This window comes from Tolypothrix sp. PCC 7712, assembly GCF_025860405.1.
GTDB classification, from domain to species: Bacteria; Cyanobacteriota; Cyanobacteriia; order Cyanobacteriales; family Nostocaceae; genus Aulosira; species Aulosira diplosiphon.
Map to the genome: position 1 here is coordinate 8,409,528 of NZ_CP063785.1, position 26,178 is coordinate 8,435,705.

Below are 26,178 nucleotides of genomic sequence, written 5' to 3' on the forward strand. Positions count from 1 at the left end.
AGCGTTAGCGTTTTGTTGATTTTAAACGGTTGGTTTATTGACGCGGTGCTGTACTAGAGTCTACTAATTATTTACTTTAGTACCACAGATTGAGGAACAAGATTTTGAGTTTCCGGTTGAGTAAACCAGAATTTTAGGTTAGAACCTTCCACTACCACTTCACCTTCTGGTGTTTGGATATAAAGTTTACCTTGATGCAGTTTGACAATATTATTAGTTGTGACGGTGGGTGATGATACCAGGGATGCAATAAATGGATTGCTCTCGCAAGCTACATAATCATTTTGCTGTTTATCTTGCGCTACACACATTGATTGATTGTCAGTAACTTTGGCAATTTGTGGAGAGTTATTTTCTTTGACTACTTTACTTGTTTGAATTACAGTTGCAAGTTCTGGTTCTTCTTGGATATACATGAGCCAGAGAACGCGATCGCAGTTATCAACTACAATCTCATCAGTAGGGGTTTTGATAAATATGCTTTCTCTGCTAAATGCTAAATCTACAATTTTCTGCCAATTATTATTATTCAATACTAATAAGTTTAATTGCTCACAATTGTTCACTTTGTGATGACTGTGAGAACGCCACAACTTCCATAAATCTACAGCTTCTGTATAATGCATTTTATAGCATTTGGGTAAGGGATAATATTCATATTGTAATAACCCACTACCACTTTTAATGGTGGGCATAAATCTATTATCAAGCAATATTTGATTGATAAATTCCCAATGATGAGATTCTTGTCTTACCTGAAAAACTCTAGTTTCATCTGCTAAGTTTGTGGTGGCGATAAAGAAGCCATTTTTAGTTAATAATTGAATGGTTTCTCCGATAGATTCGATGCGGAAGTTTTGGCTAAATCCCAGTTTAATTTTACCTTGGATATATTGCTCGATTAAAATTTGGTCATTGATTAAATTCATGGTTTTCATTATCTTTACACCCTTGGCGATGATTAGTGTTTTGATAGAAGTTTTGGTTAGGTACTGGGTTACTCAAAAATCCAAATACTGAGACTCGGTATTTTGAAGGTAGCTCCCAGTGTTCCTAAATACATCTTCAATAGCCAAGCTATAAATCCGGATACGAAAATGAGAACAAAACAAACAAGTTATACAGTAATTACACGTATAAAATAGTTAAAGCTTTGATATTGAAATCAAAAGTTTTTATCTGAATTGGATTTGCTCATCTCAAATTCACAATTAACAAATTTTACTAGTAGAATATGCTTAGTATACGTATATGCCAAATGTGTGAATAAGATGCGTTGTATACTAGTATTAATTGTGTTAAGAAAAATTAAGATTTAATTTTTTTAGATCTTTAATGAAAAAAATTAGAAACTGTGATTTTCTTCCCTCTGAGGTTCCAATACTTGTCGGTTAAAAAAAGAGGGAAAAGGGAAAGAAAAAACCTTTAACCTTTTCCCCTTAAGCAATTTTGGGTTCCCTGATTAATTGCTACAGGTTGCTGTAAAACTGGTTGTTAGCATTTTTGACTTTAGATACCCAACCTTCGTAAGACTGCAAAATTTTTCTGTAGGGAACTGTGGTGTCAGATACGACTTCAAATAAGGATGGTAAGAAGCGTTGGGGAAATAGTTGGTGCAGAATTTGTGACAGACGTTGTCTGAGGATAAATTCCAAAAATAGTCCCTTAGTAGCAGGGAAGGCGTTTTCGCTTAGTTCTGCTAATGCATGAGCATCTGGTTGGCGGCGAATACTGAAATTTTCGATTGCTGCTGCTAAATTGTCGGTATATTCGTCTAAAAGATTATCGAACACAACAACATCTTCCAGCGCCGAACTACAACCTTGACCAAGAGCGGGGCTAACAGCATGAGCTGCGTCTCCCATTAATACCACACTGTCATCATAGTGATAACGGTTACAGCGAATTGTGATTACTTGGGAAATGGGGCGATTGAGGAAAGCTTCTGCTTCTGATTGTGGTATCAACTGAGCAAATTCGGGGAAATTCTGGCGGAAGAATTGCTGTACTTCTTCTGTGGTAGTCAGACTTGTTATTTGATTTTTCTGTTGGGGAAAATAGATAACACCACTAATGCTGCCGTCAGGTTGATTGAGTAGTATGATGTTGCTGCCATCATCAATTCTCCATGTGTGAATTTTACCGGGTTGCAGGTTAATTGTGGGATTGGTGATATAGATGGATTTGTACTCGTTGCGGTAGGATTGCTTTTGGCATTCAAACAATTCTGTTGTACAAAGATGATCTCTAACTGCAGAATTTGCCCCATCAGCACCAACTAATAAGTCATAATCAGCAGTAAATTTTTCGGCGGTATCTCTTTCAAAAGTGACTTGTTTGGCGGCCAAATCTACCTGGGTACATTGGCTGTTGAAATGAATATTTAATCGGCTGTTATCATATTTTTCTACTAATTGATTTAATAACGCGATCGCTAAATTTGTGCGATCAAGAGTAAATAGAGGTTTCTTTCTGGTGATTGTTTGTGTCTTGCCATTGGGTTGATGTAGGATAGACCCCGTAGTGGGTAAACTCATGGCTTTGACTGTTTCCACAAGTCCGGGAATTTTCTGCAACGCGGCTATTCCCCGATTTCCTAAAGCGATGGGAAAAGTTCGGGATTTGGCAAATGGCACAGTTCGCGGATCGCTGCGGCGTTCGTAAATTTCGATTTTGTATTGTTCGCCACGACGCAGTAAATAATGTGCTAGGAGAAGTCCGCTAGGGCCAGCACCCACGATCGCTAATTTCTTAACCATAGATTAAATCAAAAAACTCTCAAAAGTTTATAGGACAATACAGGTCAAATAAGATCATTAATGATTGATTTGTTAGTTGTGGAAACAGCTAGCTCAATTGGGGGATTCTCCCCCAAACCCCCGATTGGGTGAAGTTTGTGGGGAAGGTTTCCTTCCACAAAACTTCGGACGGTTGCGTCCCCCAAACCCCCTCCAAAATGATTGTTCGGTTTTTTGTTGAGTAACTAGTACCGCAAGGCGGAATTCAAAATTCAAAATTCAAAATTCAAAATTAAGACAGAGTAAGCGGTTGGTTGATTTTGTAGACGCAAAGCGGCTTCCCGTAGGGTATGGTCTATTTATTTACGCCTTGCGGTACTAGGTTTTTAGTTTTGTGATCAATTAATTTTCTTAACTGAACTGTATTGGTTTATAGGAATTATTTTCCCACCATCACATAATATTTAGCGGGTCAACATCTATAGTCAAACTTACAGAAGCAGGGCAAAGCGATCGCACTTGTTCCCAGTCTGGTAAATTTGGTAAATCATCTGGCGCAAATTTAATCAGGATTTGCCAGCGATAACGATTAGCTACTCGTAAAATGCTGGCTGGTGCTGGCCCTAAAATTTCAAATCCGTCTTCTGTTCCTAATGCTGTGGCGATGATCTGAGCCGTATTTTGCACTTGAATGGGATCTAAACTGCTCAAGCGTAATAAAATTAACCTGCCGTAGGGAGGGTAATTTAGTGCTTGTCTTTGTTCCAGTTCGGCAGCCGAAAAAGAGTGATAATCGTGATGTTTAACGGACTCAATTACTTCATGTTCTGTGTTGTAAGTTTGGATAATTACTCTACCAGGATCGTCACCCCTCCCTGCACGTCCGGCGACTTGGGTTAAGGTTTGAAATGCTCGTTCGCTGGCACGATAATCTGAGAGATGTAATAATCCATCAGCCGCGACAACACCCACCAATGTCACCTGTGGTAAATCCAAACCTTTGGTAAGCATTTGTGTCCCAACTAATAGATGTGCTTCACCATTCGCAAACTGAGTGAGGAGGGTACGATGTGCGCCTTTGTTGCGGGTGGTGTCGCTATCAAAGCGAATATATTTCAGTTGGGGAAACTGGCGTGATAATTCTTGCGCCACGCGCTGAGTACCACTACCAAAAAATTTTAGGTAAGGGGAAGCGCAATCGGGGCAGAATTGGGGATGCGATCGCGCATAATTGCAATAATGACAGCGCAAAAGTTGCGGCGCGCCGTCTTCGGTGTGGTGATAGGCTAGGGATACGTCACAGTGGGGACATTCCAACACATAGCCACAACTGCGACAAGAGACAAAAGTACTGTGTCCCCGGCGATGGATAAATAATATTCCCTGTTGTTGTTTTTCTTGCAGTTCGTTTAAAGCTGCTTGTAGGGATCTACTAAATATAGAACGATTTCCCGCCTGTAATTCTTGCCGCATATCTACTATTTCTATGGGCGGTAAGGGGCGAGAGTTGATGCGTTCCGGGAGGCTTAAGTAGTGAGTGCTGAATTCATTGTTTGTGAAATTTACCCAGCTTTCTAGGGAAGGTGTTGCAGAACCTAAGACTAAGGGACAATTTTCGATTTCGGCGCGCCATTGAGCAACGGTGCGCGCATGGTAGGTGGGGATGGGAGTATCTTGTTTAAAGCTGCTGTCGTGTTCTTCATCTAGGATGATTAAACCCAAGTTGGGTAGGGGCGCAAAAATGGCGCTGCGTGTACCAATTACTACTTGTGGTTCGCCTGTGAGCATTTGCCGCCACGTATCGTAGCGTTCTCCATCCGAGAGGGCGCTGTGATAGACGCTAACTTTGTTACCAAAGCGGGCACGGAAGCGATCCGTTAGCTGGGGTGTGAGTCCAATTTCCGGGACTAAAACTAACGCTGATTTACCTTGTTGTAATAAAGGTGCGATCGCTTGCAGGTAAACTTCGGTTTTACCAGAACCTGTAACCCCATGCAACAACACTTGAGCATATCCATCGATTGCTTGAATTCTATCTAAAGCATGAGATTGATCTGCTGTTAAAGATTTAGCGCGATCGCCTGTGATTTCTGGGCCTGTTTCTGCGCGTAAAACTTCTCTTTCTTCTATAGTGATGTAGCCTTTATTTGCTAACGTCTTTAAGATAGAAGTAGTAGTATGACAAATTTGCAATAATTCACTTTGCCATAATTCACCGCCACGTTTTCGTAGTACTTCTACAATTTCTCGTTGGCGCGCGGTTAAATCTATATCTATGGTGGCAATAAGTGTAACAGCTTTCTGTAATTTTGGTCGCGTTAATCTAGGAGGTTCTAAATAACTTTCTACTAAACCAAATCGCCTTAACTCCCGCACGCCTCGATAAGCAGATTTCACTTTTTGTTGCAGATAAGCAAAGCTATAGTCTCCTGCTGGTTGAGCTTGTAAAAGTTGTAAAATTTGCTGGGCAGATGAACTGAGGAAGGTAGTATTGGGAGAAATATTAGGAGTTATTACATCATGACTCTGATCCGTTATTTTTTCACTCTGCTTGACTAAAGAAGTTAAGCGAATCCGACGCTGCGATCGCCCTAATAAACCTGGTGGTAAAGCTACCCTAATCGCTTGAATTAGAGGTGTATAATAATACGTTGCGACTCGATTTAATAATTCCCAATAACCACTAGGAAAAAAACCTGCACTCACAACATCTTCAACATCGCGGATTTTCTCTAGTGGTATATCAGTATTTGGTTGTGATAATAAACGGATGGCAATCCCTCCCATTTGTTGTGTGCCGAAGGGTACAGTTAAAATATCACCTGGTTTGATTTCTAACTGTTCGGGTAAACGATATGTAAATAACCCTAAGTTTCCTGGACAGTCTACCAGGACTTCAACCCAGCGATTTACATTTGTTTTTGACTGATAGGATAATCCCGGCTCATTAACTACCAAATGGGATAAATTTACGCCATCAATATACATATGTTGTGTGTTAATAGATAGATTTTTCTATGCCTTTAATCTAGTTTGGCAAAAGTTAACTTCTACCAAAAAAATTAACTTTTTGATTTTGTAGGCATAAACTGTAAATCGCAATACTTTTATCCCGCATAAGACTTGGTAAGTTTCCTCTTATGTAATTCACTTGCCTATTTCACCTCAACTATAGATGCCATAAATATTTGCTACTGCCTACAGCCAAAATAAGCGTTTCATCTGCAATTTTCTAAACAGTAGTTATATCTACTAAAGAGGGTATCGAATTTTCACCCTATTGATAGATATTAGCTCGTTTATATATATGAGATGCTTTTATACAAATCAAACACAAAATTTCTGCATTAAAAATTGCTAATTTTGTATCGCCCACAAAATTTGTCAACAAGTTAAAACTCAGCCGTAAAATTTACATTTTGGCAATGACTCCCAACCTTATAAAAATAACTGTAAAATTACATAAAAATTTAAGAATTGGGAATGCCAAGCTGCAAAATTTATATGAGTTCAGGTTGAGAAAGTTTGAGGGCATTTGACATATTTGGTGATCGAGAAAAGAATGAGGAATATATGGTTGGGGGAGCTGAGGAGAAAGTTGGTGGGTGCATAGGCCAGTATTTGTGATGATATCTATCTAGCAGGAACTAAAGAATGACAGCTAGACAATGATTCTAACTTCTAATGAGAAATTAGCATAAACTTGCGTTTTGCTACCGGACGTGTGCATTTGTCCCTTAGGGAAACTACCAAGCCTCAAGCAAGCAGCTGTCACTGAAATATGTACCAAACAAAGCAACAATCCCTAAAGGAAAGTTATGAATATTGCTCAATTGGGAACAATGGAACTACTGGAGAATGCTGCTGAAAATGAAGAACAATCATTTGAAATTTTAGAAGCAGTGGCAGAAGAAGATTCCCCAATTCCAGAACCACTGGAATCAGAGGAACGCGATGGCGATGAGATGGCGGCAGCCCGCCCTTCGGGATACAATAAAACCGAGCATGATGATGCTGTGGGCGCATTTTTTAAGGAAATGGCGCGCTATCCCTTGCTAAAAGCCGAAGAAGAGGTGGAATTAGCAAATAGGGTCAGATTTTTAGAAGAATTTCGCCAAAAACAAGAAGAATTATACTCCAATTTAGGACAACAACCGACCAAAGCACAAATAGCTGCCGAGTTCGATATGACAGAAAAGCAGCTAGAAAGTCGCTTATATCAAGGTAGAGTAGCGAAACGCAAAATGATTCGCTCAAACCTGCGGTTAGTCGTCTCCATTGCTAAACGATATCTTAATCGCGGAGTGCCTTTTCTAGATTTAATCCAAGAAGGCGCAATGGGTTTAAACCGCGCTACAGAAAAATTTGATCCAGATAAAGGATATAAATTTTCCACATACGCCTACTGGTGGATTAGACAAGCGATTACTAGAGCGATCGCTAATGATGCACGCACAATCCGCTTACCAATCCATATAGTTGAAAAACTTAATAAACTCAAAAAAGCACAACGCGAACTCAAACAAAAATTATCGCGCAATCCTTCCGAAGCAGAAATGGCAGAAGCTTTGGAAATGAATGTGCAGCAACTACGCCAATTACAACAGCTGCGGCGACAAGCACTTTCCCTCAACCACCGTGTAGGTAAAGAAGAAGACACGGAATTGATGGACTTGCTAGAAGATGAAGATAACCAATCTCCAGAAGCAAAAATGAACGAAAACATGATGCGTCAGGAGATTTGGGAAGTTTTGGGTGATGTTTTAACCCCCAGAGAAAAGGACGTAATTTCTCTGCGTTACGGCTTAACAACCAGCGAACCCTGCACTTTAGAAGAAGTTGGCAATATGTTCAACCTCTCCCGCGAACGAGTGCGCCAAATTCAAAGTAAAGCGATGCGAAAATTACGCCGTCCACATATAGCCAAGCGGTTGAAAGGCTGGTTAATCTAGGGGTTAAAGGTCAAGGGTCAAGGGTCAAGGGTTAAAGGTCAAGGGTTAAGGGTCAAGGGTCATTTGTACCATTACCCATTACCCATTACCCATTACCCATTCCCCAATCCCCATTACCCCTTATCCCCAGAGGGGGCCCCGAGTTCCCCAATCCCCAGCCCCCCATTAGCTATAGACTATGGACTATCTCTATAGACTATGGACTAATGACCTTGGGTAACAATTTAACTTTGCGTTTTGCCGAACCTGCTGATTGCGATGTTTTATTTGGCTTAATTCAGCAGCTAGCTGATTATGAAAAACTTTCTCATGCTGTAACTGGCAATGCGATCGCATTGCAAGAGCATTTATTTGGCTCTCCCAAATTTGTGGAGGCAATTTTAGCAGAATATGCAGGGCAAGCTGTAGGTTTTGCCCTATTTTTTTACAATTATTCAACATTCTTGACTAAACCAGGTATCTATTTAGAAGACTTGTTTGTTGTCCCTGAATATCGCCGTCAAGGAATAGGTAAAGCGCTGTTATCTAAATTAGCCCAAATAGCTATTGAACAAAATTGTGGCAGGTTAGAATGGAGCGTTTTGGATTGGAATGAACCTGCACAAAAATTTTATCGCAGTATGGGGGCTGATATTTTAGAAGATTGGCGAATTTGTCGCGTTACTGAACAATCAATGGCACAATTAGCGGCAAGATACAATATCTCATAAAGGTAAAATAATGGAGAAAAAATTAACAATTCTTCACTATTTTGACAATAATTTGTATCAGCAGTTAATTAACAAAAAAAACTGGAAACGTAAGCCAGCTAAGGCTTATAGCGAAGTATGACAGCCTGTCTATTGACGGAAGATCTTTGCTCATCTGAAAATATGAAGGAAATAGCGCCGAATACGCTTTGGTTGTAGAGGAAACACGAAATGAAGAAGTTTTTTTCAATAGTACTGTTAGGCATAGCAATCTTCACTTTTGCCTTCAGTAAGCCAGCTTTAGCAGCAGATAGTGCTAGTGGAGCCAAGGTATTTAGTGCTAATTGTGCTTCTTGTCATGCAGGTGGAAAAAATTTGGTTCAAGCCAATAAAAACTTGCAGAAAGATGCTTTAGAAAAATACGGTATGTACTCCGCTGATGCCATTATCGCCCAAGTGACAAATGGTAAAAATGCTATGCCTGCTTTCAAAGGACGTTTAAAGCCTAACCAAATTGAAGACGTAGCTGCTTACGTACTTGAAAGTGCAGATAAAGGCTGGAAATAAAGTTAAGTATTAACTCAACTCTAGAGGTAGACTGACAGCTAAAGTTGGAAGTGTAAAGTCTGATGTATGGAATTATTACACCTATAGGGGAATAGGATGATCATCACGGAAAAACTTGATTTTTTCGCCTAATATTCTATTCAGCTTGTAATAATTTTCACTTCATCTTGCATCTTTTAGTTGACTAAATTCGTTCATTAGCGGGGCTTTTTGTCCCGCTTAATTGTAGCAATACCAAAATTATTCAAATAATTAGTAATTTATACAGCAGAGAATAAAAGATTGAGGTACAGATTATTTCAGGAGGGCAAAAAAAATGTGCAAGACCCTTGTACTTCATTGACCTGGAAAATGCTGTAATTCGTAATTAATATATAGCAATCCTATTTCAATTGTAAAAAATATCGGTTTTGGCTGTTGACTGTTGACTGTCAACGCTTAACAGTTAACAACCCTTCAGATCAGATTTCACAAATCATTTAGGATTGCTATAAGGACTGATATTTGATTGTTGAAATCAGCATGACGCAGCTTTATCAAAGGTTGTGGTGTGTTACTGCTTACGCCTAAAACACGCTACAAAAAGGGTAATAGGGTTTGGTTAAGAATTTTTCGTCATGATTTTGGGGTTGTGGAGACGCGATGAATCGCGTCTCTACAAGATTTAAACGTCAATCGATTAATTACGAATTACGAATTAGTAATTATTTACTCAAATGTATTGCTTATGATTTATTTTTGGCGATTACTTTTCAGTACGATCGCAGTTTTGGCTTTCACTTTTTTGACTCATACGGCTAACGCTTCAGCTCTAAATCATACTCCAACTACTGCGCGGGAATTTTTGCAGATGGGTGTAGATAAAATTAGCCACAGTCATTACGAAGAAGCGATCGCGGATTTCAATCAAGCAATTCAACTGCAAAACAATTTGGGGGAAGCTTATAGCGATCGCTGTCTTGCTTATCTTCAGATCCAAGAATACCAGCAAGCGATCGCAGATTGTACCCAAGCCATAAATCTTTCACCAGAAAATCCTGAGGCTTATATTAATCGCGGGTTAGCAAACTACAGACAACAAAATTATCCCGCTGCGATTGCCGATTATCAAAGAGCGATCGCACTTAAACCGGCTGATTTTCGAGCTTACTATAATATTGCTCTCGCCTATGCAGCCACAGATAAGTATTTAGAAGCGATAGTTGATTATAATTTAGCCCTCAGCCAAATTCCCCCCTCCGCAAATTTACTCCTTGCAGATATATACAATGACAGAGGTTTGGCGCGGTTACAATTGCTTGATTATGAAGGCGCTATGGGCGATTTTAGTAAAGCAATTCAACTCGATGGTAACGATTACAGAGCCTACTTTAACCGAGGTTGTGCTTGCGGTAAAAAAGGAGATAACTTTGGCGCATTGCGTGATTTTTCCAAAGTCATCCGCCTTAATCCTAGTAATGGTATGGCTTATGTTAACCGTGGAGTAGCCCGCTATCAACTGGGATATTATCAAGGAGCGATCGCTGATTTACAAAAAGCATCAGAGTTCTTTGGTTACACAGGCGAAAAGCCAGCCTATGAAAAGGCTGTAAAAATACTCCAGACAATGCAAAAGCAAATACCCGCCGCCTCGGAGTTTGTTTAATGAGGGGATGGGGGAGATGAGGGGGATGAGGGAGATGAGGGGGATGAGGGAGATGAGGGGGATGAGGGAGATGAGGGAGATGAGGGGGACAAATGACAAATGACAAACACCCATTACCCATTACCCATTACCCATTACCCATTACCCATTCCCCATTACCCATTCCCCAGTCCCCAGTCCCCAATCCCCAGTCCCCAATCCCTAAACCACAGCCGCCAACTCAGCTTTAACTGAACTGTAAGCCCAGTCTAGCCAAGGAAGCAGTGCTTCAATATCTGCGGTTTCTACTGTTGCACCTCCCCAAATTCGCAATCCTGGAGGTGCTGCACGGTAAGCGCCGATATCATAAGCGACTTTCTCCTTTTCTAGGAGTTTGGCTAATTGAGTAGCACATTTTGCTTGTGCTTCTGGACTTTGGCTAGTGAACCAAGAATCAGTTATTTTCAAGCAAATGGAAGTACAAGAGCGAATTTCTGGGGTTTCTGCCAAAAAGCCTGCCCAATCGCTTTTCTCAACCCATTTGGCGATCGCGCTTAAGTTAGCTTGACTACGTTTAATTAAACCAGGTAGTCCGCCAATACTTTCTGCCCAAATTAAACCATCTAGAGCATCTTCTACACACAACATTGATGGGGTGTTGATGGTATCTCCTTGGAAAATACCTTCAATCAGCTTCCCTTTTTGGGACATCCGGAAGAGTTTAGGTAAAGGCCAAGCTGGGTTATAAGTTTCCAGGCGTTCTACAGCGCGGGGTGAAAGTACAATCACACCATGCTGTGCTTCACCACCTAATACTTTTTGCCAGGAATAAGTTACTACATCCAATTTATTCCAGGGTATATCCATCGCAAATACGGCAGATGTTGCATCACAAATAGTCAAACCTTCGCGGTTATCTGGAATCCAATCACCATTTGGCACTCTTACACCAGAGGTTGTGCCATTCCACAAAAACACGACATCATGGCTAAAATCAACAGAGCTTAAATCTGGCAAACTACCATAAGGTGCTTTAATCAAGCGGGTATCAGGTAACTGTAATTCATCGGTGACATCTTTTACCCATTCCTGACCAAAGCTTTCCCACGCCAGGATATCAAGAGGTTTGTGTCCTAAAAGTGACCACAAAGCCATCTCTACTGCACCTGTATCAGAAGCGGGAACGATACCCAAGCGGTAATCAGCCGGAACACCGAGGATTTGCTTAGAACGTTCAATGACTGCAGCTAATTTCGCTTTACCATCTTTAGAACGGTGAGAACGACCTACACAGGCGTTTTCTAGTTGCGAAACAGACCAACCGGGACGCTTAGAACAGGGGCCAGAGGAGAAGAAAGGATTGCTAGGCTTGGTTGTAGGAGGAGAAACAGCTTGGGACATAAGTGCACTCAAAGACAATTACTTATTGAGGGACATCGCAATACTACACGGTTAAGGGGAAAAGGTTAAAGGTTAAGGGTTAAAGGTTTTTTCTTTCCCATTCCCCATTCCCCACGGTTAAGGGGAAAAGGTTAAAGGTTAAGGGTTAAAGGTTTTCCCATTCCCCATTCCCCATTCCCCATTCCCCATTCCCCCTTCCCCATTCCCCCTTCCCCATTACCCATTACCCATTACCCATTACCCATTCCCCATTCCCCATTCCCCATTCCCCCTTCCCCATTCCCCATTCCCCCTTCCCCATTCCCCCTTCCCCATTCCCCATTCCCCATTCCCCTTTTCCCAGTCCCCATTACCCCTTATCCCCAGAGGGGGCCCCGAGTTCCCCAATCCCCAATCCCTAAACCTGTTGAAACCTACGAAAAATAGGTAACTGAATAGTAAAAGTCGCACCCTGACCTTCACCGGGACTAGTAGCGCTGATTGTGCCTCCATGTAGTTCTACAATGTGGCGAGAGATTGCCAGTCCTAATCCCAAACCAACTGTGTTGTGACTGTTGGATTCTTGGCAATAACGCTCAAAGATATGAGGCAAAAATTCAGCACTAATACCGCGTCCAGTATCGCTGACAGTAATTTGAATTTCTGTTTTGGTTTGCTCAACCTTGATTTCTATTTGCCCGGCGTTGGGAGTAAATTTAATGGCGTTAGACAGCAAATTTCCCAACACTTGTTGGAATCTTTGAGGATCGCCACATATCTCAGTAATATATTGGGGTAGTACAGAATTGAGGCTGATATTTTTTGCTACAGCTGAGGGATGAGCAGTGGTGATAGCTGACTCTATAATGCTAATTAAATCAACTGTACCAATTTGAAGTTCCAGCGTCCCACGGATAACGCGGGAGATATCTAGCAAATCTTCAATTAATCTAGCTTGAGATGTCGCACCTCTTTCGATCGCATCTAAGGCGCGGCTAGTTGTAACTGCATCCAGATTGCCGCTTTGTAAAAGTTTTGTCCAGCCGAGAATGCTATTCACAGGAGAGCGCAAATCATGGGAAATGATAGCAATAAATTCATCTTTGGCTTGGCTAGCGGCTTCTGCTTCCATCCGCGCTGCTTGTTCTAGCTCTAGTAAGCGAGTTCGTTCTGCTTCAATCTGTTTTCGGTCTTCAATATCTGTACAAGTGCCAAACCATTTAATTACTTGTCCCTGCTCATTTTTCAGGGGAATTGCTCGCACTAAATGCCAGCGATAGCTACTATCAATCCCTCTGCGATAGCGATATTCTGCCTGATATAGTGAGCCTGTTTGTAAAGCACTCGTCCAAATGGCGTAAGCACGTTGTAAATCGTCAGGATGTAATGCTGCTTGCCAACCCAGCTGTTGTGTTTGTTCTGTGGTTAACCCTGTATATGCAAACCATTGCTGATTATTGTATTCTTGTTGACCGTCAGCATCAGTAGTCCAAACCATTTGGGGAATAGCATCGGCTAGCTGGCGGAAATGAGCTTCATTGTCTTTGAGGGTTTGTTCGAGGTGTTTGCGGTTACTAATATCTTCAATCATCGCTAGCCCACACAAGACTGTGCCATTCGGTTGCCAAAGTAAGGTAACTGTGAGTGCAGTCCAAATAATTTCCCCATTTTGCTGAAAATAGCGTTTCTCTAGGCTGTAGCTAGAAATTTTTCGCTGGAAGAGTTGCTCTGTTAAATTTACATCTTTGGTAATATCGTCTGGATGGGTAATGTCTAGAAAATTTAACTTTTGTAGTTCTTCTTGGGAATAGCCCAGCATTTGACATAGGGCTTGGTTAACTTCTACAAAACGATAGTTTAAATCGACAGTTGCCATACCAATTGGCGCTTCTTGGAAAACCCGGCGGAATCTCAGCTCACTTGCTTGTAATTTTGCAGCCAGCATTCGATATTGCTGTTCGGCTAACTCAGCTTGCTGTCGTGCTGCTTGTTCCTCTAGCAGTAATTTATGATGATGAATTTCTGCTTGTTTGCGTTCTGTAATATCTCGCCAAGAGGCGACAAAGCCATCTTGCCACTTGCTAATGTGAATATCAAAGGCTTTGGTTAACTCCTGCTGTCCATCAACATCGGTGTAAATTAAGGATTCCTTACGTAGCGGATTGCCTGTTTGTACTACTTGGCAATAATCTTCAAATAGTCCAGATGGGCGATTGGCTGGTAAAGTTTCACACAACTTCTGCCCAATTTGCTCTACTGCAGTCATCTGAATAGCTTCACAAGCTGCTGCATTAACATACTCAATGCGAAAATCCACAATTTTCCCAGATGCATCGCGAATGGCAGAGTAAATGCCAAAGCAATCGAGCATATTTTCGGTAGAAGTGCAGAATTGCTCTTGGCTGTAGTGGAGTTGCTGGCGGAGTTGGGTGTTCTCGATGACACACCGCATTGCTAATTGCAGACTGTCTGATGTTGTCTTTTCTTTGACTAAATAGTCTTGGGCACCATTTTTCAATGCCTGCACTGCTACTGTTTCATTGCCATGCCCTGTCACCATAATTACAGGTGGGGGATTGGTGAGAGACTGCTTTAATTCTGCTAAAAATTCCAATCCATCCAGGTCTGGTAACAAAAAGTCAAGTAAGATGGCATCTGGCTGAATCTTTTGGCATAAAGCTAGTGCTGGCTCACCTAACTCTTCTTCTAGGATGGTATAGCTGTGTAGGCGATCGCTCGCTAAATAGCGACGATATATTTCCCGGTCTTCAGGGCAGTCATCAACAATCAAAACAGTATGCTGGAGCATAGTTACGCCTTACTTAACCCATCTCAGGAAGTACAACAATATCCAACCAATATTTGATGAATGTCTGAACCGTCTCGGTGAGACGATCTATCTCTAGGGGCTTAACAATATAACTACTAATAGAGTAAGAGTAACAAATTTCTATATCTTTAGGATTAGAAGAGGTTGTCATTATGACAACAGGAATTTTCTTTAACACTTCATCCTGTTTAATTTCTTGCAAGACTTCCCGCCCATCAGTTCCTGGTAAATTCAAATCCAGCAAAATCACTGCAGGGCGAGGGGCGATATCCGGGTTGCAATAAGATCCGGTTTGATAGAGAAAATCTAAGGCTTGATCGCCCGTGATACAGCGATATATGGGATTGACTACACCTTCTCGCTGCAACAATCGCTGAAAAGTGCTAAAGTCTTCATCGCTGTCTTCAACTACTAGCAACGGTTGAGTAGCGTTTCCTACCATTTGCTTATTTGACCTCCTGCAATGTGAAATAGAACGTACTTCCTTCCCCATAAGTGGATTCAACCCAAATCTTACCACCATGCCTTTCGACAACTTTTTTCGCGATGGTTAGCCCTGCACCCGTACCACCGCCATATTGCGTAGGGCCATGTAGCCGTTTAAAGATGCGGAAAATTGATTCAAAGTGGCGATCGCGAATGCCAATGCCGTTGTCGCGCACGTAGAGGGTAATTGGCTCTAGATAGCCGATTTCTACCCAAATTTCTGGCTTGTCGTTATATTTAATACCGTTAGCAATGAGATTGGTAAAGATAGCGCTAACCTGGACGCGATCGCACATAATTGTTGGCAAAGGACGCGGAATCCGAATTGTTGCCCCTGTTTCTTGAATTCTGGCACTCAGCACATCTATAACTCGCTGCACTAAATCGTTTAAGTCTGTAGGCTGAATACCTAGTTCTACTCGCCCTAAGCGAGAGAAGTGCAACAGCGAATCGATTAAATTTTCCATGCGCTGTGTGAGTCTAATCAGCGTCCTCAGCCTTCCTATGCCTTCGTCATCTAATCTATTGCCGTAGTCTTCGATCAGAAAACTGGAGTAATGATGAATACCACGCAGTGGTTCCTTCAAATCATGGGAGGCAATATAAGCAAAGGCATCTAATTCATCGTTGCTGCGCTGCAGTTCTACATTCATCTTTGCCAGTTCATCGGCTTTCCGCAACACCACACCCACAATCGCACTCCGAAAATTCCATACAGCTTCTATTTCATAGCTTTCCCAGGGTAGAGATTGTCGCTGCACTATTTCTTTCCACAAATCAAAGGATTTGCGGGGTGACAGCCGTAAACTGCCATCATCTGCTAGTTCTACAGGCTTATGAGGATTTCCTGCCCAATCTACAGTTTGCAATGCCTCTGGGCGGAACCAAAGTAAATAACTTTTTTGGCTTTTAGAAATTGACAGCGCCATTAACCCACTAGCAACATCTTTCCACTCGCTAGCCTCTGGCAGCAACTCAGACAGGCAATTTGTATGAAAAACCTCTTCTTGGGTATGCTGACTCAGCCAGTTAATTAATTGCTCAATTTCTCGATGCTGTGGCGTTCTCCCCAAGGTTTGGTACTCGCCGTTAATACAAACAGCCGCGCCTGTAGCATTTACTAAATCTAGTAAATTGGGTTCTTGGCCGATCAACCCGTCAACAAAATTGTTCGCCGCCGCCATGTATTCCACTAGCTTGGACTGTACAGCTTTTAACTGCATCTTATATTCAGTGTTCTCGCTGTCTTCTTTTGCGGCTAGTTCTAGAGAAGTCATTTGCCCCAGAAATTCGCAAGCGCTACGGATTTCATAGGGTACATACTTGGGCGATTCGTGGTGACAAGCAATCAATCCCCAGAGTTTTTGATTTTTGAGGAGTGAAATTGACATTGATGCTTTCACTCCCATATTGTGCAAATATTCAATGTGTAACGGCGAAACGCTGCGGAGTACCGAGTGACTTAAATCTGTGGGTTGGTTAGTTACGGGGTTGTGGTGGGGGAGCAAAGCTACTGGTTGATAGTCCACATCCGGAATTAGCCGTAACCAGTTGTCTCTGTAGAGTTGTCTTGCTTGTTTGGGAATGTCGGAAGCCGGATAGCGCAAACTCAGGTAAGGGCTAAGATGTGCTGATTTGTCCTCGGCAATGACTGTACCATGCCAATTTTCATCAAAGCGGTAGATCATGACGCGATCAAAACCGTTCATTTGGCGCACGTGTTTGACGATGATCTGGCATAATTCATCTAAAGTACTGGCATTTTGAACTTTAGATAATGCGGCTTTCACTAAATGGTAAAAATTGAAGAATGTATAGTTCTTTTGATGTAGTACAGGTTCTAATTCCAGTATCAGCAGACGATCTGAGCGATGAATAATCCCATCAAAAGCCCGCGCATTTTCCCCCACAGCAATTGTCAGTTCGATGGGGTTAACGAGTGTTAAATCTTCTTGAGCTAAACAATTGCGGAAAAAATCTATTTGCTGTGCATCTAGCAAGCGGCTGAGGGGTTGATTGATGAACTCAGTCGCAGCAACACCTAATATTTCATCGGTATTTCGGCTCACCTGCACAATAGTGAGTTCCGGTTCCGTCAACGCCAATAGCATCCCATGCGGCTGAATTGAGCCAGGGATGTGAATTGGTTCGCGATCGCAATTCGTCAAGTCCACCTCAAAAGGTGCGATCGCAGCATTTTCTGGAGAATTTTCAGGACTTAAGCTCACAATAAAATTGTTATAAATTAACTGCAACAATTAAAACCTTAATATTTTTAAAAATTTTATTTTCTCTTCAACATCTACCTTCAGATATAAATTAAATTAATAAGTCAAAAAAGACATAAAATATAGTACCTTTCTCTCATTAAAATAACATTTTGTCTGAAAATATTGGAGCATAAAACCAAAATATTAAATTCTCAATATCTCAAATAAATAGAACATAAAAGTTTTTACATAGAACTCATATTTGATTTTTGAATTTCACGTAGGATGCGTTAGCGATAGCGTAACGCATCCGTATCAAAGCTTATCTTCGATATTTTTCAAAATTAAATATAAGTCCTATATAAATATTGATATAGCACTTTTGAAATAAGTGAGATACATCATGAGTAATGAGTAGGAAATTTACTTATTACTCACTACTTATTACTCATTACTTTTTTCAATTAGTTGCTGTACCTCATAAACATCGCATCTGCTGTAATTACTTGAATAACTAACTATGACAGCTTGTCTTTTGACATTTCTTTGCTATCACCCAAAAAATATATTTAGTGAGTATTTTTACGGGTGTGAGAGAATAACGTGAATAAATGTCTTTTGTTGCTGCCAGTTATTGTGCAAACTGTACTGTTAGATGCTGCTGGCTTTGCATCTGAGGCTGAAATCAAGCAGGAAAATGCTGAGAAATTGCCTGCAGTAATTACCCAAATTATCGATATTAGTGAAATTGAGTTACCCTCTACAAATGCTGAATTATTAACGCAAGCACCAGCAACCGGCGCAGAAAATTCAGAACCTCAACCAGCAGATAATCCCACAACAAACACCAATTCTAACGATGAAGCAGATATCAACATAGAAGTAATTGGAGCAGAAGATACTCTACCTCAATCAACTCCAACTTATGTAATTGAGCAAGCAGAAATTAAAAAGCAAGGTGCTAATAGCCTGGCTGATGTTTTAAAAAGAATGCCAGGATTTGCTATCAATGACGCTGGTCATGGTGCAGATATTCACACAGGTACATATTACCGTGGCGCTTCTATTAATCAATCTGTATTTTTGATTAACGGCAGAGCAATTAACACCAATATCAATACATATCATGGTGGTACTGATTTAAATAGTATTCCTGTAGAGGCGATTGAGCGAGTAGAACTCTACAGTGGTGCTGCATCGGCTTTATATGGTTCATCAGCCTTTGGTGGAGTAGTTAATATCATCACCAAAGAAGGTTATAGTCAACCCAAGTTGACCAGTAGTGTAGAATTTGGCTCTTTAAGCCAAAATAATCAACAATTTACCTATGCAGGTTCTACTGGTGCTGTAAAATATAACTTTAGCTTTGAGCGATACTTTACAGATAACCGTTACCGCGTTCCTGTGGGCGCAGCCAATCGCGATTCACAAGGATTTTTCTTCAATGCAGATACAGCTACAAGTACTTACTTTGGCAGTATTGGTGTAGATTTGAATCAAAGAAATTCTTTGAATCTCGATATTAGTAGATTAAGCAGTCGTCGCGGCTTAACTTATTTTGGTTTCCCTCTCCAAAGAGACCGCCTAGACCATGATGGATTTAATGCTGGCTTATCTTGGAAAACTCGTCTAGGAAATGGTGAAAATTCGATTTTAACTACCACATTTGGTTATAACCAAGATTATTTTAGTACCTACGGCCCTACAGTTTTTCAAGGCAGAGAATTTTATCGTACAGGTGTTTTAGACACACAACAATTTACAGCGAGACTGGATCATCAATGGAGAATGACCCCGAATAATCAATTGCGTTGGGGTTTAGATTTAAAAAATACTGACTTAACAGGTGATGTGTTAAGTAGTAGTCCTAATAGAATTGGGACGAATGAAACTGAAGATAGGAGTGTATTTACCACAGCCTTATTTGCAGTCAATACATTTAATATCAGCGATAATTTCCTGATAGATTTAGGGCTAAGACAAAACTTTGATAGCCAGTTTGGGGATTATTTAAATCCTAGCGTTGGGTTGCGTTACGCTGTTGCACCTAGCATCGCTGTACGCGGTAGCTGGACAGGAGGACAGCGTAACCCTGGTTTAGATCAGCTATATGTTTACGATACAGTTCATGGTTGGGAACCTAACCCTGATTTAAAACCAGAAACAGGTTCTTCTTGGACTGCGGGAGTTGATATCAACTTTTCGGAAAATTTGACTGGACAATTTACCTACTTTGGCAGTAGTTTAGACAACCGCCTAGGAGTGATAGCTGGAAAATGGCAAAACATTGGCTTAGTCGATACCAATGGTTTAGAGGCGGCTTTGCAATTAAAATTTGCCCGTGGTTGGTCAACTTTTGTCAACTATACCTATACAGATGCTCAAATTAAAACCGGAGATGAAAGAGGTTTACAGTTAGGTTTAATTCCCTATTCTGTACTGCAAACAGGTATAGGTTATCAAAATTCAGGTTGGCAAGCTAATTTGTATGTTACCTACAACAGTGGCGCGCGTCGCTCTCTTTTTAATAGAACTGGCGACAGACCTACAGATTTTGCTCCCTCTTTCCTCAACTTAGATTTGAGTGGACGCATTCCTTTAACGAGAAGTTTAGGCTTAATAGTTTACCTAGAAAACCTATTAGGTGAACAATACGAACGAGTGAATCGTATCTATAGTCCTGGCTTTACTTTCCGCCTAGGTTTATCTTCAGAATTGTAAAATTGGGCGTTGCATATTTGCGGGATGAATTCAGGCTTCTAGACAAAACTGAAGGTCGATTCTTTGCGCTTTTGCGCCTACTCTGCGAGAACGACTTCGTCGAATGCGTGAGACAAAAATCATCCCATCAATCAGCAACGCCTAAAATTGTAGTGGACTGACACAGCTAATTTAATGCAATAGCAAAAATTCATCGGCGTTTATCGGCGTTTATCTGCGGTTAATTTAATCAAACCTAATGCCTCATTTTAGGCGTGTCAGTCCAGTAGGATGTGTTAGGCTAACTCCTAACGCACCGCCAATATCATCAAATATGATGCGTTGAGCGAATATCTTTTTTTAATAATTGCCCAACATTAAATACGATGCGTTACACTGCGTTAACGCATCCTACTGGCGTGTCTAGACTAAAATAGTGCATTATTCAAACTCTTGTGGGATGGGCATCTTGCCCGTCCTGGGCGGACAAGATGTCCACCCCACAAGAAAATTATATTGCCACATTTTAGCCTTGTCGCGCCACTACAATATATGGGAGCATTTATTTTTTGATATTCCCTAATATCCATGAGAGCCAGAATTGAGAACCAGGTGCTAATTATCAACCGCGAGGACTTACCAGAATTTAAAAAAGGCGGTTCTGTGGTGAGAAATTCTTATTTCTGGGCACTACGTTCAATTGCTGGTAAATCTGGGCGTTATCGTGATTGGGAATATGAGCCGGAAGTGTGGATAGCACTCACCAGAATGCTATTATCTTTTGCTGAATCTGGATATTTAGGTTATCGAGAAACCTTGCTAGAGTTTCCCCAATCGCAAGAGCAAATTCCTGATTTACTACGCGATGTTTCAACTTGGGAGTGAAACAATTTTAGATTTTGGATTTTGGATTTTGGATTTCAAAATTGTAGGGTGTGTTGTCGCGTAGCGCAACGCACCACAGCCATAATTAAGCTTATTGGTTATTTTAAATTTCGTGAGAGACTGGTTTTCAACTCAATCATAAATTCTGTACCCTCTCCTACTTTTGATTGACAATATAGCTTACCACCATGCTTTTCTACAATGATTTGATGACTAATAGATAGTCCTATTCCTGTACCATGACCAACAGTTTTGGTAGTAAAAAATGGGTCAAAGAGTCGTGAAATAATATTCTCTGGTATACCTGCACCATTATCTTTGATGCGTATTAATATTTTATTTGGGTTTAATGCTTGAGTAGAGATATTAATATAATTAGGGTTAGCTTGAATTTCTGCCGATGTGCGCTTGTTATTTTGCTCTTCTAAAGCATCAATCGCATTGGCAAGGATATTCATAAATACTTGATTAAGTTGACTTGGATAACATTCAATTGCTGGTAGTATGCCATACTCTTTGACTATAAAAATTTCTGGTTGGACATCGTGAGATTTTAAACGGTGGCTTAAAATCATTAATGTACTATCAATACCTTCATGGATATCTACTTGCTGGACTGCTGTCTCATCTGTACGGGAAAAGTTACGCAGTGAATAGATTATTTCCTCAATTCTCTTTGTTCCAACTTTCATAGATTCGAGGAGTTTAGTAAAATCTTTAACCAAAAAATCCAAATCTATTGCTTTTATTTCTGTTTGGATTGCTTGGGGAGGATTGGGATAGTTGTCTTGATATAGCTGGACTAGTTTTAGTAAATTATAGAGATATTCTTGAGCATAAATAATATTACCAGATACAAAATTAACAGGATTCTTAATTTCATGAGCAATCCCGGCTAACATTTGACCCAAAGAAGACATTTTTTCAGTTTGAATCAGTTGCATTTGGGTTTGTTGCAGTTCTTGCAGAGTTTGTTGGAGTTGAATATTTTTATCTGTTAATTCCTCTGTCCGTTGTTCTACTCTAATTTCCAACTCTTGATTAGCTTGTTCTATAGCAACTTGAGTAATTTGCTTAATTTTTAAGTATTCTCTGAGGAGACTCAATACAAATAGCCATCCTGGAATCAGCATTGCTAAACTAAAAACCGAGGCGAATGTTGCCCAAAATAGATTTTGGCGATAATCAGCTATTTTATTGTCAAGCTGAATTGAAATAGAATGGTTTCTGCTAGCAACACCATCTGCATATTTTTGTTTCTCTAATTCATATTCTTTGCTAGATAAAAGTGCTTGCGCTGCGACTTTATGAGAGTTGTTTAATAACTCAAATGATTTATATTCCATCTCCACTAAACGCTGATTAGCAATATCTGTTTTTTTCGCATCTTCTCCTGTATAAGCTTGGGGTGCAAGTTTAATTGATTCCTTAATAGCTGCATCTAATTTAGGCTCAAATGAACGATAACGCTGCTCCCACATAGAATTACCTGTAGCAGCATTCATCCGTGCTGACATAGTTAAGACTTCATCTAGGTGGGTAATTGTATCGCTTAATTTTTGCAATCGTAATTCATTTTTAATAATGCTATTGAAGTTTTGATAAGCTTGCCAAGCAACCCAAGTTTGGGGAATAAATAAAAATAAAGTTAAAACTACTGTCACACTAATAACTTGCGATGGACGAAGCGCAAGTTTATGCGCTAAATACTTCCAGTAAAGTTTAATTGTACTTGCAGAAAATTTATATTTCCTCTTCATTTTTGCGTAAAATTCATGCATTAATCTGCAAAAATATATCAGCTACTCTAAATTTAAATTACATCATCATATAGAATTTCTGATAACACTAATCTGAACATCAGAAAAGTCATGTTATAGGTAAATAACCCCACAATAAATTGAGGAGTAAATTTTTCCGTGTAAATTAGATTTATTTTAGCTTTGCCTTAATTCCAGGTTAGTCAAAAAATGCCAGTAACCTAAAGGTTGAAAATACGGTAATTTGGGATTTTATGCTTATCTAGCGATAAATTAATTTTTAAATCTCCACAACTGTTGTTGGGATCAATACTTCATCATTAACTTGTCCAATCCCTAAAAAACGAGTTGGTTCTTCGTAAACTCGCACATTTCCAGATATATCTGTAGTTACGGAAATTCGCTGTCCTTGACACCATTTTTGAGCAGATGTTGCTGGTAAAACCACTGCAGGTAAATGCTGCAAAGGTGCATCAAGGGGAATTGGCTGAAATGTCCCGGCTTGCAGTTGAGTTTCTAAATCACTCAAAGTTAAACTTTCTGCTAAATCAAACCCACTACTTGCAGTACGCGTCAAAGCGGCTAGGGTTCCGCCAGTTTGTAAAACTGCACCTAAATCCCGCGCGATCGCTCTAATATATGTCCCAGATCCACAAGCGATCGCAATATCTAATTCCGGAAAATCTCCTTCTCGCCAAGCTAAAATCTCCATCTGCAAGACTTCTACTGTGCGTACAGGAACTTCCACCTTTTCCCCCCGCCTTGCTAAATCATATAAACGCTGTCCATCTACTTGAATGGCGCTATAACTAGGCGGAATCTGCTCAATTTTTCCTAAAAATTGCGGTAAGGCTGTTTCTACCTCAGTTAAACTCAACTGAGGACAAGGCGCAGAAGTAATGACTTCCCCTTGTAAATCATCGGTTGTTGTCTGCACACCAAACCTAATAGTGGCATTGTAAGCTTTATTACCTGGCAAATATTGTAATAATCTCGTCGCTCTACCAAAAGCAATGGGTAAAACCCCCGTAGCTGCGGGATCTAAAGTTCCCGCATGTCCCACACGTTTGAGGCGCAGGAGTTTCCGCACCCGCGCCACACAATCATGAGAAGTCCAGTCAAATGGTTTGTTTAAGTTAAGAAAACCTTGCACAGTTTAATTTTAGAAACCGAAGATGATATTCTCCCACAAAAATTATGTAGAGACACGAGCGATCGCACTCAACATAATTTTTGTATGAAACTCCACCTAATTCACCCACAAGAATTTTCCCAGTCCCCAGTCCCCAATCCCCAACCCCCAATCCCCAACTCACAGAAACATAATCACATGTAGCAGCGCCATACCCACATCCAACATCCAAAATCCAAAACTCACGATGGAGTTAGGCGACTTTTTGCTCAATCTTTTAGCGGCTTTACCTTGGGTGTCAATAATTTGTGCTAGTTCTGTGGGTTGTAGAGACTGCACAAAACTCACACTTAAAGGCTGACTAGAAATAGCTTTGGCGTAGGCGGCGTTCAGGTAGGCGAAGTATGTTGAGGTTTCCGCAACGTAAGTTTGGAAGAAGGGTAAACTCAAAGCATTCATGTAACGATGTGCTTGATCTGGATTATCGCCAATAACTTGAGCCAGCGACCCTACAGCCTCGCGATCGCTATTACCATTACCAATGGTCGAAAAGTGACTTGCACCGATTAGCATCACTAAATACTTTTGGGAATTCGCAAACCAGGAGAAGGGGACAATTTGCTCAAATAAAGCTGGTGCAACCGTATCATCACTACTACCAACCAGCATCACAGGAATTTTAACTTGGCTCAAGCCAGCTTTGCCAAAAATAGAGCTAGTAATGGGGTTAACTGCGATCGCAGCTTTAACTCTCTTATCCCGCAAGTTGATTTCTTCACCAGACTGCCGATTTTTTAACGCTAAGGCGCGACATTGGAGAAGTAAAGACATATTCCAAGTATCTTCGAGTAACTTTGGCTGACAATCTCGTTGCAGTTGCTCAAAGTTAATCTTAGCGCCCGCTAAAGCTAAGGCTGTGTAGCCGCCTAAAGATTGTCCAAACACTCCTACTTGTTGCAGATTTAACTTACCTCTAAACCGAGAATCAGACTGGTTCGCTGCTTCCAGTTGATTCAGGATATATTTCACATCTAAAGGTCGATTGGTAAATTCATCTGCTTGTGTAACTTCAATAGTCTTGTTATTAATTGGCGATCGCAATTGTTCAGCATCGCTATGATTAGGCACAACGACGGCAAATCCATAGGAAGCTAAATGAGTAGCTAAATAACGGAAATTGCTGCTATCTGTACCCAAACCGTGAGAAATCACAATTACTGGCGCTGGAGTTTGGACATTAGGTATATAAACATCCGTTAACAATTGCCTACGTCGTGACAAGTCGAAAAATTCTAGTGCGTATTTTTGCGCTGTAAATTTTCCTAATTGTCGTAAATCTGGCAATTGCGAGAAATTTATTGGTTCTTGGTTAGTAGCTTCTATATTGGACTTACGGTTAACTTCTGCGATCGCTAGGCTAGTTTCATTAATCAGCTGTTCTAGTTCCCCAGCTATCCCCATACTATGCGCTAAATCTATATTAATGCTGCTGTTGGGATACTTGCGTAACAGATTTAATAATGTTAGCCCTCCCGGTTCCGCAGCCGCAGAAATAAACGCCGCACGTAAAGTTTGATATTCCGGTTGTGTTTGTGGAGATGTGGTTTTAATTGCTTCTGCTAACCGTCGGAGAATAAATTCCCCTTGTGGTGTGTAGAGAAATTGTGCAACCACTACCGGACTTACTTTTACAGGAGTAAGTAAAATTCTCCGTAAGTCTTGGAGTTTTTGTGGTGGTAGGTACTGTTGGTAAACATTCAGCTTGTTATCAATTACACCAGTTTGGGCATAAGTTTCTAAAGAAGTTATCGGTATAGAAAGTCTGAAAGCTGAATAAGAACCATAAACTTGTTCTGCTGCTAACACGGAATTACTCATTCCAAATGTTGGCAGCAACACTGAAAGAACCAGCACTATTGAAATTCTTCTCAGGCTGCTGGCCCACTTACCATACAAACTAATCATCGCTCAACTGTTTCGGTGATGTGGTGTCACGAGGCGTTGGCTCTGGTAGTTATTCGGACACCCTGGTAAGGTTATTTAATATTAATCGCCTCATTAATTCGCAGATTTTTGAGTATTTATCTCGTTGTTACAATGCCAAAAATTAAATGTAACAAAGCCATCCTGATACTACAAATATCTACTTGGCAAGAGAGTTACTCAACTGGTTGATGCTTACTGTGAAATCATAACAAAGAAAAAAATACCCTGCCTCAGTATTT

General features: G+C 40.6%; 16 protein-coding genes and 1 pseudogene. 7 read left to right on the plus strand and 10 right to left on the minus strand.

The features are described from left to right. Nucleotides 1-71 precede the first annotated feature (71 nt). From HGR01_RS34260 to priA, 3 genes are all read right to left on the minus strand, one after another. A complete protein-coding gene (locus HGR01_RS34260; RefSeq protein ID WP_045867875.1) occupies nt 72-938 on the minus strand; it encodes a hypothetical protein in 867 nt (288 codons plus the stop codon). 531 nt (nt 939-1,469) lie between these two features. After that, nucleotides 1,470-2,759 (minus strand): FAD-dependent oxidoreductase, encoded by a 1,290-nt coding sequence (locus tag HGR01_RS34265; RefSeq protein WP_045867874.1) that lies wholly within the window; start codon nt 2,757-2,759, stop codon nt 1,470-1,472. A 432-nt stretch (nt 2,760-3,191) separates the two neighbouring features. After that, nucleotides 3,192-5,726, minus strand: a complete 2,535-nt coding sequence (priA, locus tag HGR01_RS34270; protein ID WP_045867873.1) for a primosomal protein N' — start codon at nt 5,724-5,726, stop codon at nt 3,192-3,194. 793 nt (nt 5,727-6,519) lie between these two features. Here priA and HGR01_RS34275 point away from each other — a divergent pair. The 5 genes and pseudogenes from HGR01_RS34275 to HGR01_RS34295 all read left to right on the plus strand — a co-directional run bounded on the left by HGR01_RS34275 (nt 6,520) and on the right by HGR01_RS34295 (nt 10,821). After that, nucleotides 6,520-7,690 (plus strand): annotated as a pseudogene (locus HGR01_RS34275) (RpoD/SigA family RNA polymerase sigma factor). A 206-nt stretch (nt 7,691-7,896) separates the two neighbouring features. Next, on the plus strand, nt 7,897-8,400 hold the full coding sequence (locus HGR01_RS34280) for a GNAT family N-acetyltransferase (protein WP_194007969.1): 504 nt from the start codon (nt 7,897-7,899) through the stop codon (nt 8,398-8,400). Between the two features lie 210 nt (nt 8,401-8,610). Further along, on the plus strand, nt 8,611-8,946 hold the full coding sequence (gene petJ / locus HGR01_RS34285; protein WP_045867870.1) for a cytochrome c6 PetJ: 336 nt from the start codon (nt 8,611-8,613) through the stop codon (nt 8,944-8,946). A gap of 727 nt (nt 8,947-9,673) precedes the next feature. Next, on the plus strand, nt 9,674-10,591 hold the full coding sequence (locus tag HGR01_RS34290; protein WP_045867869.1) for a tetratricopeptide repeat protein: 918 nt from the start codon (nt 9,674-9,676) through the stop codon (nt 10,589-10,591). A 92-nt stretch (nt 10,592-10,683) separates the two neighbouring features. Then, complete coding sequence (locus HGR01_RS34295; protein ID WP_168160914.1) at nt 10,684-10,821, plus strand: hypothetical protein; 138 nt, start codon at nt 10,684-10,686, stop codon at nt 10,819-10,821. On the opposite strand, the gene HGR01_RS34300 is transcribed toward HGR01_RS34295, so the two are convergent. The 4 genes from HGR01_RS34300 to HGR01_RS34315 form a co-directional block, all read right to left on the minus strand. After that, on the minus strand, nt 10,793-11,971 hold the full coding sequence (locus HGR01_RS34300) for a phosphoserine transaminase (RefSeq protein ID WP_045867868.1): 1,179 nt from the start codon (nt 11,969-11,971) through the stop codon (nt 10,793-10,795). The two genes, HGR01_RS34295 and HGR01_RS34300, sit on opposite strands and share 29 nt — an antisense overlap. A gap of 397 nt (nt 11,972-12,368) precedes the next feature. Further along, nucleotides 12,369-14,759 carry a PAS domain S-box protein gene (locus HGR01_RS34305; RefSeq protein WP_045867867.1) on the minus strand — a complete coding sequence of 797 codons (2,391 nt, stop codon included), beginning with the start codon at nt 14,757-14,759 and terminating at the stop codon, nt 12,369-12,371. Nucleotides 14,760-14,772: 13 nt separating this feature from the next. Then, the gene (locus tag HGR01_RS34310; protein ID WP_045867866.1) at nt 14,773-15,222 is read right to left on the minus strand and encodes a response regulator; all 450 of its coding nucleotides are present in this window, start codon (nt 15,220-15,222) and stop codon (nt 14,773-14,775) included. 4 nt (nt 15,223-15,226) lie between these two features. Continuing rightward, nucleotides 15,227-17,494, minus strand: a complete 2,268-nt coding sequence (locus tag HGR01_RS34315; RefSeq protein WP_235623002.1) for an ATP-binding protein — start codon at nt 17,492-17,494, stop codon at nt 15,227-15,229. Between the two features lie 585 nt (nt 17,495-18,079). On the opposite strand from HGR01_RS34315, the gene HGR01_RS34320 reads away from it, so the two are divergent. Together HGR01_RS34320 and HGR01_RS34325 are read left to right on the plus strand one after the other, a co-directional pair. Continuing rightward, entirely contained in the window at nt 18,080-20,197 is a 2,118-nt protein-coding gene (locus tag HGR01_RS34320; RefSeq protein ID WP_045867865.1) for a TonB-dependent receptor plug domain-containing protein, read from the plus strand. A 567-nt stretch (nt 20,198-20,764) separates the two neighbouring features. Beyond that, on the plus strand, nt 20,765-21,061 hold the full coding sequence (locus tag HGR01_RS34325; RefSeq protein ID WP_045867864.1) for a hypothetical protein: 297 nt from the start codon (nt 20,765-20,767) through the stop codon (nt 21,059-21,061). Nucleotides 21,062-21,159: 98 nt separating this feature from the next. Here HGR01_RS34325 and HGR01_RS34330 read toward each other — a convergent pair whose 3' ends face one another. From HGR01_RS34330 to HGR01_RS34340, 3 genes are all read right to left on the minus strand, one after another. After that, nucleotides 21,160-22,725: a sensor histidine kinase gene (locus HGR01_RS34330; protein WP_309227764.1), complete on the minus strand. Its 1,566-nt coding sequence runs from the start codon at nt 22,723-22,725 to the stop codon at nt 21,160-21,162. A 376-nt stretch (nt 22,726-23,101) separates the two neighbouring features. Next, nucleotides 23,102-23,974 carry a tRNA pseudouridine(55) synthase TruB gene (gene truB, locus HGR01_RS34335; RefSeq protein ID WP_045867863.1) on the minus strand — a complete coding sequence of 291 codons (873 nt, stop codon included), beginning with the start codon at nt 23,972-23,974 and terminating at the stop codon, nt 23,102-23,104. A gap of 159 nt (nt 23,975-24,133) precedes the next feature. Then, complete coding sequence (locus tag HGR01_RS34340; RefSeq protein WP_045867862.1) at nt 24,134-25,918, minus strand: alpha/beta hydrolase; 1,785 nt, start codon at nt 25,916-25,918, stop codon at nt 24,134-24,136. Nucleotides 25,919-26,178 lie beyond the last annotated feature (260 nt).

Excerpts from the sequence above, each read along its gene's own strand:
- HGR01_RS34265 (WP_045867874.1), bottom strand. The coding sequence starts at position 2,759 with ATGGTTAAGAAATTAGCGATCGTGGGTGCTGGCCCTAGCGGACTTCTC.
- HGR01_RS34260 (WP_045867875.1), bottom strand. The coding sequence starts at position 938 with ATGAAAACCATGAATTTAATCAATGACCAAATTTTAATCGAGCAATAT.
- petJ (WP_045867870.1), top strand. The coding sequence starts at position 8,611 with ATGAAGAAGTTTTTTTCAATAGTACTGTTAGGCATAGCAATCTTCACT.
- HGR01_RS34310 (WP_045867866.1), bottom strand. The coding sequence starts at position 15,222 with ATGGTAGGAAACGCTACTCAACCGTTGCTAGTAGTTGAAGACAGCGAT.
- HGR01_RS34290 (WP_045867869.1), top strand. The coding sequence starts at position 9,674 with ATGATTTATTTTTGGCGATTACTTTTCAGTACGATCGCAGTTTTGGCT.
- HGR01_RS34340 (WP_045867862.1), bottom strand. The coding sequence starts at position 25,918 with ATGATTAGTTTGTATGGTAAGTGGGCCAGCAGCCTGAGAAGAATTTCA.
- HGR01_RS34295 (WP_168160914.1), top strand. The coding sequence starts at position 10,684 with ATGACAAATGACAAACACCCATTACCCATTACCCATTACCCATTACCC.
- HGR01_RS34325 (WP_045867864.1), top strand. The coding sequence starts at position 20,765 with ATGAGAGCCAGAATTGAGAACCAGGTGCTAATTATCAACCGCGAGGAC.
- priA (WP_045867873.1), bottom strand. The coding sequence starts at position 5,726 with ATGTATATTGATGGCGTAAATTTATCCCATTTGGTAGTTAATGAGCCG.
- HGR01_RS34300 (WP_045867868.1), bottom strand. The coding sequence starts at position 11,971 with ATGTCCCAAGCTGTTTCTCCTCCTACAACCAAGCCTAGCAATCCTTTC.
- HGR01_RS34305 (WP_045867867.1), bottom strand. The coding sequence starts at position 14,759 with ATGCTCCAGCATACTGTTTTGATTGTTGATGACTGCCCTGAAGACCGG.
- HGR01_RS34280 (WP_194007969.1), top strand. The coding sequence starts at position 7,897 with ATGACCTTGGGTAACAATTTAACTTTGCGTTTTGCCGAACCTGCTGAT.